Source organism: Candidatus Omnitrophota bacterium (assembly GCA_028699255.1).
Lineage (GTDB): Bacteria > Omnitrophota > Gorgyraeia > 2-01-FULL-45-10 > 2-01-FULL-45-10 > FEN-1322.
In genome coordinates, this window is record JAQVUX010000001.1 from 64,404 (window position 1) to 76,690 (window position 12,287).

11 protein-coding genes are annotated in these 12,287 nt (G+C 48.9%); all 11 read left to right on the forward strand.

What is annotated here, in order from left to right; all coding sequences use genetic code 11:
* Positions 1–1,290 carry a histidine--tRNA ligase gene (gene hisS, locus PHS46_00350; protein ID MDD3904964.1) on the forward strand — a complete coding sequence of 430 codons (1,290 nt, stop codon included), beginning with the start codon at positions 1–3 and terminating at the stop codon, positions 1,288–1,290.
* Positions 1,290–3,056 (forward strand): aspartate--tRNA ligase, encoded by a 1,767-nt coding sequence (aspS, locus tag PHS46_00355; GenBank protein ID MDD3904965.1) that lies wholly within the window; start codon positions 1,290–1,292, stop codon positions 3,054–3,056. Before hisS ends, aspS begins: the two co-directional genes overlap by 1 nt.
* A gap of 16 nt (positions 3,057–3,072) precedes the next feature.
* Positions 3,073–3,360 carry a hypothetical protein gene (locus tag PHS46_00360; GenBank protein MDD3904966.1) on the forward strand — a complete coding sequence of 96 codons (288 nt, stop codon included), beginning with the start codon at positions 3,073–3,075 and terminating at the stop codon, positions 3,358–3,360.
* Position 3,361: 1 nt separating this feature from the next.
* A complete protein-coding gene (ybeY, locus tag PHS46_00365; GenBank protein ID MDD3904967.1) occupies positions 3,362–3,826 on the forward strand; it encodes an rRNA maturation RNase YbeY in 465 nt (154 codons plus the stop codon).
* A complete protein-coding gene (locus tag PHS46_00370) occupies positions 3,784–4,482 on the forward strand; it encodes a diacylglycerol kinase (GenBank protein ID MDD3904968.1) in 699 nt (232 codons plus the stop codon). The genes ybeY and PHS46_00370 overlap by 43 nt, the downstream gene beginning before the upstream one ends.
* Positions 4,483–4,526: 44 nt before the next feature.
* A complete protein-coding gene (recO, locus tag PHS46_00375; protein MDD3904969.1) occupies positions 4,527–5,282 on the forward strand; it encodes a DNA repair protein RecO in 756 nt (251 codons plus the stop codon).
* Positions 5,283–5,383: 101 nt separating this feature from the next.
* Entirely contained in the window at positions 5,384–6,712 is a 1,329-nt protein-coding gene (locus tag PHS46_00380) for a glycine--tRNA ligase (protein ID MDD3904970.1), read from the forward strand.
* Between the two features lie 26 nt (positions 6,713–6,738).
* Positions 6,739–9,489: a pyruvate, phosphate dikinase gene (gene ppdK, locus PHS46_00385; protein ID MDD3904971.1), complete on the forward strand. Its 2,751-nt coding sequence runs from the start codon at positions 6,739–6,741 to the stop codon at positions 9,487–9,489.
* A 1-nt stretch (position 9,490) separates the two neighbouring features.
* Complete coding sequence (locus PHS46_00390; GenBank protein MDD3904972.1) at positions 9,491–10,318, forward strand: sigma-70 family RNA polymerase sigma factor; 828 nt, start codon at positions 9,491–9,493, stop codon at positions 10,316–10,318.
* Positions 10,319–10,335: 17 nt separating this feature from the next.
* Complete coding sequence (locus PHS46_00395) at positions 10,336–10,860, forward strand: adenine phosphoribosyltransferase (GenBank protein MDD3904973.1); 525 nt, start codon at positions 10,336–10,338, stop codon at positions 10,858–10,860.
* A gap of 127 nt (positions 10,861–10,987) precedes the next feature.
* Positions 10,988–12,244 carry an outer membrane protein transport protein gene (locus PHS46_00400; GenBank protein MDD3904974.1) on the forward strand — a complete coding sequence of 419 codons (1,257 nt, stop codon included), beginning with the start codon at positions 10,988–10,990 and terminating at the stop codon, positions 12,242–12,244.
* Positions 12,245–12,287: the final 43 nt, after the last annotated feature.

Sequence of the window (12,287 nt, forward strand, 5' to 3'; positions counted from 1 at the left end):
ATGGAATATAAACCGGTAAAAGGGACAGCAGATATACTACCACCGCCTGCGGGTAATTCGGAACTTCGCCGGGCCATGGAGTCGATTTCTCAAAATGTTTTCCAGAAATTCGGCTACCGCGAAATAAGGACGCCGGTGATGGAAGAGAAGTCCTTATTTGTAAAGTCCGTCGGAGAAGAGACCGACATAGTTACCAAGGAAATGTTCTCTTTCAAAGACCGCGGTGACAGAGAAATAGTTTTACGCCCGGAAGGTACCGCTCCGATAGTCAGGGCGTACCTCGCGGCGAATCTTCATAAAACCGATACCTTTCAGAAGTTCTGTTATATAGGCCCGATGTTCAGGGCTGAAAGGCCGCAGGCCGGACGCATGCGGCAGTTCCATCAGATAGGCGCCGAGGCGATTGGCTCTATGAGTCCGGAAATAGATGCCGAAGTTATCAGATTATTGACCGCGCTTCTCGACGCGATGAGTATAAAAGGTTATAAGATTAAGATCAATAATTTAGGATGCAAAGAGGATAAAGCGCGCCTTTCGCAAACATTGCGGGGAATCCTTTCGAAAGATAAGAGCGCGCTGTGCGATGATTGTAAAAAACGCCTCGAGATAAATCCTTTGCGCGTCCTGGACTGCAAAGTCGAATCGTGCCGCGCCTTGGTAAGGGGCGTTTTTAAAGACGTTGAATTCATATGTCCAAAATGCGGCGAACATTTTAAAAAAGTTTTAGCATGCCTTAAAAGTTTAGGTATAGATTACGAACTGGATCCGTATATAGTGCGGGGGCTCGATTATTATACGCAGACCGTTTTCGAGGTTACGCATCCCGGTCTGGGAAGCCAGGATGCTTTGGGGGCTGGTGGCCGGTACGACAATCTGATAAGCGATATGGGCGGTCCCGAGCTCGGCGCGGCAGGGTTTGCGCTCGGAGTGGAGCGTATCCTGATGGTGGCCGGTAAACAGGGCGCGGATATGTCGCTTGGGCCGGTTGTCCGGGTTGTTTATGTTGCGACTATGGGGCCGGCGGCACAGGCAAAAGGTTTTGAGCTGATCGATTCCTTACGAAGCGGTGAATGGAAAAACGTATCATTCAATATCGATTACGAGAACAAATCTCTCAAGGCTCAAATGAGAGAGGCCGATAAGATGAATGCGACGATGGTTTTTATTATAGGAGATGATGAGTTGACAAAAGGCGGCGCTACTGTAAAATACATGAAAGATAAGAACAAGCCGCAGGAACTTGTGCGGTTTGATGCGGTCGCTCAAAAGATACGGGAGAGTTTAAACTAATGCTTCGCACGCATACCTGTGGTGAACTGAATGATAAGTCGGTCGGTAAAAATGTCGTGCTTTGCGGATGGGTGGCCAACCGCCGCGATCACGGCAATATTATTTTTATAGATTTGCGGGACGGTTACGGATTGACACAAATTGTGTTTAATCCACAGGCGACGGTTGAGGTCCACGGGATAGCCGAAGAGCTCAGGGCCGAATTTGTGGTGAGGATCGAGGGGCCGGTTGCTTTGCGTCCCGCCGGGACCGAGAATCCGAAGCTAAAGACTGGCCTCATCGAGGTTCACGCCGAGAAAGTCAGTATACTGAATAAGGCTGACACTCCGCCGTTCGAAATAAACGACAATATATCCGTTACCGAAGAGACGAGGTTGAAATACAGGTACCTTGATTTGAGGCGAGGTACGATGCAGAAAAGTATGCGACTGCGCCACAAAGTATGCAAGGTCGCGCGGGATTATTTCGACGAAAAGGGTTTTGTGGAAGTGGAGACGCCGATACTCACCAAATCGACGCCTGAAGGCGCGAGAGACTACCTGGTACCGTCCAGAGTAAATCACGGGATGTTTTACGCGCTTCCGCAGTCTCCGCAATTATTTAAACAGATATTAATGATATCGTCTTTCGACAGGTATTTTCAGATAGCGAAATGCTTCCGCGATGAAGATCTCAGGGCGGACAGACAGCCGGAGTTTACGCAATTCGACATCGAAATGTCATTCGTCACCGAGGAGGATATATACGCGCTCTCCGAAGGGCTGATGAAGGATATATTTAAAAAATCTATCGGGTATGATCTAAGGGTGCCGTTCCCGAGATTAAAATATTCCGAGGCGATGGCGCGTTACGGATGCGACAAGCCCGATACGCGGTTTGCCCTCGAGTTGGCCGAAATAAACGGTCTGGTTGCCGACAGCCAGTTTAAAATATTCCAGGATGTCCTAAAAAAGGGCGGACGAATAATCGCCATAAACGCGAAAGGCTGTGGTGGATATTCACGCGGAGAGATCGACCAGCTGGTGGAGTTTGTAAAGGAGTACGGCGCGAAGGGGCTTGCCAATTTTAAGTGTGAGGGCGATCTTCTTGTATCCCCCATAGCCAAATTTTTCACAAAAGAAGAACTCTCTTCGATAAAATCCCGCCTCGCGGCAGTCGACGCCGACATGATCTTTATGGTCGCCGATAAAGAGAGGGTTGCGTATGAGGCGATGGCCGCATTGCGCAAACATCTCGGTAAGAAGCTTGGCCTGATCGATGAGAAACGGTTCGATTTTCTGTGGATTACCGATTTCCCGTTATTTAAATATAACGACGAAGAAAAACGGTGGGAGTCCGAGCACCACCCGTTCACGTCCGTCCATCCCGACGATATCAAGCTTCTTGAGACCGGCAAAGACCTGGACAAAGTCCGCTCTAGGTCTTACGACCTTGTGATAAACGGCACCGAGATTGGTTCGGGTAGTATAAGGATACATGAGCGTAAGATGCAGGAGCTTATATTTAAAACTATAGGTATAAGCGATGAACAGGCGCGTCTGAGGTTTGGCTTTTTGCTCGACGCATTCCGGTACGGCGCGCCTCCGCACGGCGGCGTTGCCTTCGGGCTCGACCGGCTCATGACCTTCCTGACCGGTTGCGATTCGATACGGGATGTTATCGCGTTTCCTAAAACGCAGAAGGCGTTTTGCCCGATGACGAGCGCTCCGTCCGATGTCGAGACAAAGCAGTTAGACGAATTGGGAATAAAGATAAAGGCAGAATAAAAACAGGGGAGGGTGTATGAGGATAGGCTACGGAATATTGGTTGCGTGTACCGCCATGGCGCTCGTCGGGTGCGAATCGATAAGCAAGCCATATGTGATGACCGTCGATCGCGCGGATCAAAAAGTAAGCGGCAACAGGGGTTATATTAAAGGAACTCCGCCACCGTCAGAAGATAGAACCGGCTTAACGAGACCACTTATAGCGGTCGACATGGATCTGATCAGCATACAGGGAAAAGCGACGAAACCAACCACTATTATTACTAAGAAGACCGCCACTGCGGCAGAAGAGCAGACGAAGTAGGGTGGGAAAAGTACGCGTAATAAATCTCCACGTTTCTTACCGCGTAAATGAGCGTCTCGTAAAAAAGATAGCGGCGCATATTTTAAAACTTTGCGGCGCTCGCGGCAGGATGGAGATAGATCTGGTTTTTTTATCCAACAAACAAATTCGCCCGCTCAATAAGAAGTATAAAGGCGAAGACTCTTCGACGGATGTATTGAGTTTTGAATTGGGTGAAGAGGCGCCGGGAACCAGGCGCCTGGGCGAGATAATAGTATCTATCGATAAGGCCAGGAAAAATTCCGAAATATACGGTAACGATATTAAAAAAGAATTCGTACTGTATGTCATACATGGCATTCTCCATTTGACAGGTTACGATGATCTATCCGCGAAGCAGAGATCCCGGATGGAGGCGCGACAGGAAGAGGTGCTGGATATCATATGCAAGAGAGAAGACTTGTCGAAAGTTTTAACGCCGCGGTAGAGGGGTTCGTATACGTTCTGAAGACGGAACGTAATATGCGCATCCATTTTTTGACGGCCCTCTTTTTTATATTATTAGGTATCTATCTTAATTTTACCTACCTTGAGCTTTTAGCGCTCTGCATTACTATTACGCTCGTTCTTGCCGCCGAAATGCTTAATACCGCCATAGAACTTACCGTCGATCTGGTAAAAAGCGAATTTCATCCGATAGCGAGAGTGATCAAGGATGTGTCTGCCGGGGCAGTGCTATTAACTTCCGTAAACGCCGCAATAGTGGGGTATATGCTTTTTTTGAGCAAACTTCCCTTTAATGTCAGCGCGGCGATGGAAAACGTGCGCCGGTCGCCATGGCACATAACGTTTATAACGCTCATACTGGTGTTTGGGTCTGTTGTTATCGGGAAAATGTTGTCTCGTAAAGGCACGCCGCTTCGAGGCGGTATGCCGTCGGGGCACGCGGCCATAGCGTTCTCGATATGGACGATAATAATGTTCCTCGCCGATAATTCGATAGTCATAGTCCTCTCGTTCCTCATGGCGCTCCTGATAGCCAGGCACAGGATAAAAGATTCCATCCATACGATATGGGAAGTGGTTGCCGGTAGTATCCTTGGAGCTCTCCTTACTATTCTTGTATTCCAGGTGTTTCGATAAACTAAGCCAACAGCGCTGATAGTTAAAAACTGAAAGCTTTTATAATGGCCATCCAGAAGACCGAAGGTATACTTTTAAGGCGGCAAGACCTTCGCGAGACAAGTCTTATACTCACTTTCTATACCCGCGATTTCGGCAAAATAAAAGGTATAGTCAGAGGTGTCAGGGGCTCTCGTCCGGGCACTATCGGTGGAGCAAGTATGGAGATATTTGCGCTCGATGACATAGTTTTCTACGAGCGCCGTAAGAGCGACATATTTACCATATCGCAATGTGACCTCCTCGATTTTTTCGCGCCCGTGCGGGAATCTTTAGAGAAGACGGCGTATGCGGCATATCTTATCGAACTTATTGATTCCATAACGGCTCTCGGGGACAAGAGCGCTGAGGCGTTCGAACTTCTACTTAATAGTCTGCGGCTCCTGGGTGGTGATGTCAGCACGAAAAGGGTCGTCAGGATATTCGAGATAAAATTACTCAATATACTGGGGCTTATGCCGACTCTGAGTTCTTGTACCGCGTGCGGTGGGGAAGTGGATAGCGTCGCGCGGTTCAGTTTGCGTAACGGCGGGCTCATCTGTAAGAAGTGCTTGTCCTCGGATCGTGATGCGCGGCCGATCCTCCAGGGGACGGTGAAATTTATTGAGCATATACGCGCGCTTCCGTTCGAGCGCGTTGCGCGGATAAAAGTTACCTCGGAGGTGGGTCACGAACTCGAGCGCACCCTGCGCAGGTTCCTCGATTATCATATCGAGCGCCGCCTCAAGACGGTAGAATTTTTAAAAGTTATCGATAGATAAAAGTTTTTGCGCTGTGGAGGCATGTGTCTACCTGAAAAATTCCTTGATTTGTTTAACGGCGCGTGTTAAGATATCGGCAATTCGGAGTTATAAATAAAATTATGCAGGAAAATCAGAAGCAAGATACGATGGAGAAGATAGTCTCGCTTTGCAAGAGGCGCGGATTTATATTCCAATCGAGCGAAATATACGGCGGCCTGGCAAGCACCTGGGATTACGGTTCTCTGGGAGCCGAGCTTAAACGGAACCTGAAGAATGCCTGGTGGGCTTCCAATGTTTATGGCCGTGACGATATCGAGGGGCTGGATGCCTCGATCCTCATGCGCCCTGAAACGTGGATGGCTTCCGGCCACATTACCAGTTTCGAAGACACTCTAGTCGATTGTAAATCCTGCAAGAAACGGTTCAAGGTCGAACATGTAACGGGCAAGATTTGCCCCGAATGCGGCGGAGCTCTCACCGAGGCGCGCCAGTTCAACCTTATGCTTAAAACCCATCTCGGCCCGGTCGAGGATTCCGGCAGTCTTACCTACCTGCGACCGGAAACCGCCCAGGGCATATTCGTGAATTTCCAGAACGTCATAACATCGATGCGTCGCAAGCTTCCGTTCGGCATAGCCCAGGTTGGCAAATCATTCCGCAATGAAGTAACCACAGGCAATCTTACATTCCGTTCCCGCGAATTCGAGCAGATGGAGATAGAGTTTTTTGTTAAGCCCGGTACGGATGAAGAGTGGTATGAGAAGTGGGTAGAGGAAAGGTTTAAGTGGTATATCGATCTGGGCATCAAAAAAGAGAATCTGCAAAAGAGGGCGCATGAAAAGACGGAGCTCGCCCACTACGCGAAAGCTTGCACGGATATCGAATATAAGTTCCCGTTCGGATGGTCAGAATTAGAGGGCATAGCCAACAGAACCGATTTCGATCTAAAACAGCACATGCGTTTAAGCGGGAAAGACCTCCAGTATTTTGACGACGAATCTAAAGAAAAATATATTCCTTATGTTATCGAGCCTTCAGGCGGTGTAGATAGGTCGATATTGGCTTTTCTCACCGATTCATATAAAGAAGAAGAGGTGAAGGGCGAGAAACGCGTTTCGCTTGCTCTTGATAAACGGTTGGCGCCTATCAAAGTCGCGATATTACCTTTATTAAGGAACCGGCCGGAGATCGTGAAGCTGGCAAAAGATATTTTACAGAGCCTTAAGGCGTGCCCGGCGCTCGGCGGAAAAGTTATGTACGACGATACGGCTTCCATAGGCCGGTTATATCGCAGGCAGGACGAGGTTGGAACGCCATTTTGTATAACTGTCGATGTAGACAGTTTGAGCGACAGGAAGGTGACTGTTCGCGATAGAGATTCTATGAAACAGGATAGGGTTGGGGTTGATAAGGTGGAAGAATACCTTGTCGGGAAATTTAAACGATAGATTAAGGAAAGGAAGGTTGGGGTACGATGGGCGGTAAAAGTAAAAAGTATGTTTACTTCTTTGGCGGCGGCAAGGCCGATGGTAATGAATCAATGAAAAACCTCCTCGGAGGCAAAGGCGCAAATCTGGCCGAAATGGCAGGGCATCCTAAATTGAGATTGCCTGTGCCGCCCGGCTTTACAATAACTACCGAAGTTTGCAATTATTTTTACGAAAATAAACGCAAATATCCATCTGAGCTCAAGGCGCAGGTAACCACAGCCATGGAGAAGGTCGAAAAAATAATGGGGAAAAAGTTCGGTGATGCTTCAAACCCGCTCCTCGTTTCAGTGCGCTCCGGAGCGCGCAAGTCCATGCCGGGCATGATGGAAACTGTTTTAAACGTAGGACTGACCGAAAAGACGATAGCGGGTTTGATAAAGCAGACCGGTAACGAGCGTTTCGCTTACGATGCGTATCGCAGGCTCATCATGATGTATTCCGACGTAGTTATGGAAAAAGCCGCCGGCATTGAGCCTAAAGGCGGTAAGGGTATACGCAAAGTCCTCGACGAGATGCTTGATCAGGTTAAGCATTCTAAAGGATATAAAATCGACACAGACCTTACAGCCGCGGATCTTAAAACACTTGTGACGGATTTCAAGAAGAAGGTTAAAGAGGTTCTGGGCAGGCCATTCCCCGACGATGCCGAGGAGCAGATATGGGGCGGTATCGGCGCTGTGTTCGCCAGTTGGAACGGCAAGCGCGCATTCGAATACCGTCGCATCGAGAGGATACCTGATGAGTGGGGCACGGCTGTGACTGTGCAGACGATGGTGTTTGGTAATATGGGCGATGACTGCGCGACGGGTGTGGCGTTTAGCCGCAATCCCGGTAACGGTGAAAACCAGTTCTACGGCGAGTATCTCGTAAACGCTCAGGGCGAGGACGTCGTCGCCGGTATCAGGACTCCGGGTCCGATCAACGACTACTCCAAGAACGACCAGTCAAAGACTATGCCGACACTCTCGAAGATAATGCCTACGATATATAAAGAACTCGACAGCATTAAAACCCGTCTCGAGAATCACTACAAAGACATGCAGGACATCGAGTTTACCATCGAAAAAGGTAAGCTATTCATGTTGCAGTGCCGTGTCGGAAAACGTAACGGTGTTGCCGCAGTGCGCATGGCGGTCGATATGTACAAAGATAAATTTATTAATGCTGAGACGGCTGTTATGCGTGTAGGGCCGAATCAGCTCGTCGAGCTACTTCTCCCGATGCTGGATCCCAAAGCCGAAATGGCGACGATTGCGATGGCTAAAGGTCTTCCTGCCGGCCCGGGCGGCGCTATAGGCCGGGCTGTGTTTACATCGAAAGATGCCGTCGAGTGGGCCTCGCGTGGTGAGAAGGTAATACTCGTCCGCGAAGAGACATCTCCGGAAGACGTCGATGGTATGCACAAAGCTCAGGCGATACTTACCTGCAAAGGCGGGATGACATCTCACGCGGCTTTAGTCGCGCGCGGATGGGGTAAGTGTTGCATAGTCGGATGCTCGGATATAGAGATAGGCGATGACAATAAGTCATTTCAGACTAAGAAGGGCAATACGATTAAAGAAGGCGACTGGATAAGCCTTAACGGTACGAAGGGGCTTGTTTTTCAAGGTAAATTACCGCTCGTGGATGTTAACGTCGAGCATAATAAATCCTACACGGAACTTATGAAGCTCGTCGATAAAGTGCGCGTCCTGAAAGTCCGTACGAACGCGGATACGCCGAAAGACGCCGCGCAAGCCATGAAGTTCGGGGCCGAGGGTATAGGCCTTTTCCGTACAGAGCACATGTTCTACGGGGAAGGCGCTGACAAGCCACTTTTCCTTCTACGCAAGATGATCATGTCGAAGAGTGAGGCGGAACGCCGTAAAGCGCTCGCGGAATTATTCCCGTTCGTTAAGAACGATGTCAAAGCGACCCTCGAGGCGATGAAGGGTTACCCTGTTACGATACGCCTTCTGGACCCGCCGCTTCACGAGTTCGTTCCTCATAGCGAGGATAAATTGGAAGCGCTCGCAAAAGAACTGAATGTCGATATGAGCGAGCTCAACAAGCGCGCCGAATCGTTACGCGAAAATAATCCCATGCTCGGCCATCGCGGGGTGCGTCTCGGTATTACGTATCCTGAGATCACCGAGATGCAGGTTCGCGCTATCCTTGAGGCGACGGCAGAGCTTATTAAGGAAGGTAAAAAAGCGGATCCGGAAATAATGATCCCCGTAACATGCGCCAAGACCGAACTTGACAATCAGAAAGCGATTGTTGAAAGGGTTCATAAAGAGGTAATGGCAAAGTTCGGTTTAAAGAAACTGCCATATATGTTCGGAACGATGATAGAGATACCCAGGGCGGCATTGCAGGCTGGTAAGATGGCCGAGACCGCGGAGTTCTTCTCGTTCGGCACCAACGACCTTACACAGATGACGTTCGGATTCAGCCGTGACGACATTGGTAGCTTCCTGCCGGATTATTTAAGCTCAAAGCTGTTGCCTGCCGATCCGTTTCAGACGATCGACCAGGACGGTGTGGGCGAGCTTATAAAGTTCGGCATAGATCGCGGCCGTATGACGCGTAAGGGTCTAAAAGTAGGTATTTGCGGCGAGCATGGTGGTGACGCGGAGAGCGTGAAGTTCTGCCATCGCGTTGGTATGAATTACGTCAGCTGTTCGCCATTCCGCGTGCCGATATCGCGTCTGGCGGCGGCCCAGGCGGCGGTGGAAGACAAAAAGAAAAAATAATATGGATGCGATACGGTTATACCTGAAGGACATAAAGAAACTGCCGCTCCTTACTGCCGAGGAAGAGATAACTCTCGCCAATAAGATAAAGAGAGGGGACAAAGCCGCCCGGGCCAAGATGATACAATCCAACCTGCGGCTTGTCATCAATATCGCCAAGAAGTATTCACACCTCGGCGTGTCGATGCTCGACCTGATCGAAGAAGGCAATATGGGGCTCATGAAGGCGGTCGAGAAGTTCAACCCCAAAAAGGGCTACAGATTCTCGACCTACGCGGCCTGGTGGATCCGCCAGTATATTTCACGGGCCATCGCGAATCAGGGCAAGACTGTGCGCATGCCGGTTTATATAATCGAACTTCTGATGCGTTTCAAAAAGATACAGGATCATCTGACTAATTCCTTAAAAAGAAAACCGCGCCTTAATGAGATCGCGAAGAAGATGGGCCTTCCTATGAAGCGCGCCAAACAGCTCCACAAGATGGTATCCGGCACGTCGAGCCTTAACGCGCCGGTAGGCGAAGAGGGATCTACAGAGTTTCTTGATCTGATCGAAGATGAGAATATGGTCTCCGCGGTTGACGAGCTGTCGAACTTCCTGACACAGGAGAGGATAAATCTCCTTCTCGAGAAGATGTCGAAGAGAGAGCAAAAGATACTCTCCCTCCGGTTCGGGCTTAAAGACGGAGTTTCTCACACTCTGCGCGATACCGCGAAACACTTCGGTATTACGCGCGAACGGGTGCGGCAGATCGAGTCGGCCGCGATGCGCAAGATGCGCGAGATGATGCTTCAGCAGGAGCGCGAGGCCGTCCTGAAACGCGGGTGAGCGAAAGGGGTTACTCGATGAACGAGCTTAAGTCAGCGATCCGTGACATCCCGGGATTTCCGAAAGAAGGCGTTATATTTAAAGACATAACCACCCTTCTTAAAGATAAAGAAAAGTTTCGACAGACTATCGATCTCTTTGCGGAAAAATTGAAAGGTAAAAAGATCGATGCCGTTGTCAGCATCGAAGCCCGGGGTTTTATCTTCGGTGCCGCCCTTGCCTATAAACTCGGTGCCGGGATTATCCCGGTAAGAAAAAAGGGGAAACTACCGTATAAAACCTATTCAGTTACCTACCAACTAGAATATGGCAATGATACTCTCGAGATACATCAGGATGCGTTTAAAAAAGGTGATAGCGTACTGATAATCGACGATCTGCTCGCCACAGGCGGTACCTGTAAAGCCGTTATAGGGCTTGTCGAGAAGATGGGCGGCAAGATCGCCGGCATAGCTTTCCTCATAGAACTGACAGCGTTAAAGGGGCGCGAGAAGTTCAAAGGCTACGATATCATAACTCTCATCCAGGACGAATATTGTTAATCGACCAACCTCTCCGAATTAAATAAAATTTTATGTTTTCGATTTGACGCTTAATGATTATTCAGGTATACTTATGCAAAACTAAAGTTAAATAGTGAAGGCTATTTAAAGAAAGGACGTCAAGAAAATGGCTGTACAGAAAATGCGGAAAAGTTTTGCGGCTATACTTATATTATTTGCGGTTTGTTTGATTTTGAGTACGCCTGCTTATGCCACAAACGGAATTCGGGAGCTTGGATTTAGTTCCCGAGATTCGGCCATGGCTGGCGCTACTACGGCTTCACCGGAAGACACCTCCTGTCTTGTGCGTAACCCCGCTGGACTTGTGTGGTTAGGAAACAGGATCGACTTGAACTATCAAAATATATTCCCTCATGATGTCACAATGCGCACCGACGGTCCTGCCGGAGGCCTTGCTAATCGCGGCTTATCCCAAAAGAGTAATATAGATTATTTACCAGGAGGCAATGCAGGCGTAAGTTACCGTATCCCGGGAACAGATAAATATCCTATATCGGTAGGTTGCGGAGTTTTCACAATGTCTGGCGTGGCATTGAATTTCCCCTCATCGCGGATTTTAAGCGCCCTGACCGGCGATTATGACAAAATGATGGACTTGAGAAGCATGCGCATCGCGCCTGGTATAGCGGTTGCATTTAACGATAAGTTTTCTTTCGGCGCGACCGGCAATATAGGGTTGCAGGGATTGCGAACAAATATGGCGACATCAACTTTTAATGGAGCGCAATATCCGGAAACTGCCGGAGCCGGGGATTGGGATTTCGCGCCGGGTGCGGGGTTTACGGTCGGCCTCCTGTATAAATTCAACGAGATGCTAAATGTTGGCGCTTCATACGAAAGCCATGGATGGTTCGGCTATCATCATAAGTACAAGGACGCTCTGCCGTTCATAGATGAGCCTCCGATAATAAACGTTGGATTGTCATTTAAACCTACAAAAAATGTCGAGCTTACCTATGATACACGGTATATCAATTGGACGAACGTGAAGACTGCGGAAAGGTCGCCGATAGAAGGCGGCTTCGGCTGGAAGGACCAATGGGTTTTCGCCGTAGGCGGTGAATATACCTATAAAGAGAAACTTAAACTACGTCTCGGTTATAATTACGGTAAATCGCCTATCCGATCGAAAGTTGTATTCGCAAACGCGCTTTTGTCCGCCGCAACCATGGAACATCATGTTACTACGGGTTGCTCTTATCTTTTTACGAAAAACTTGTCATGCGACTTAACGTGGGAACATCATTTTATGGGCGTTATGGCAGATGATGGCGCGGGGGACACATATAGTATTAATGGTTCAGGTACGAAAATAACCGCCGCCGCGGATATCATAAGCATAGGATTAGGATATAAGTTTTAGCAGGCGTAAAGTTTTATTAAAAAAACACCCGCAATTAAACGCG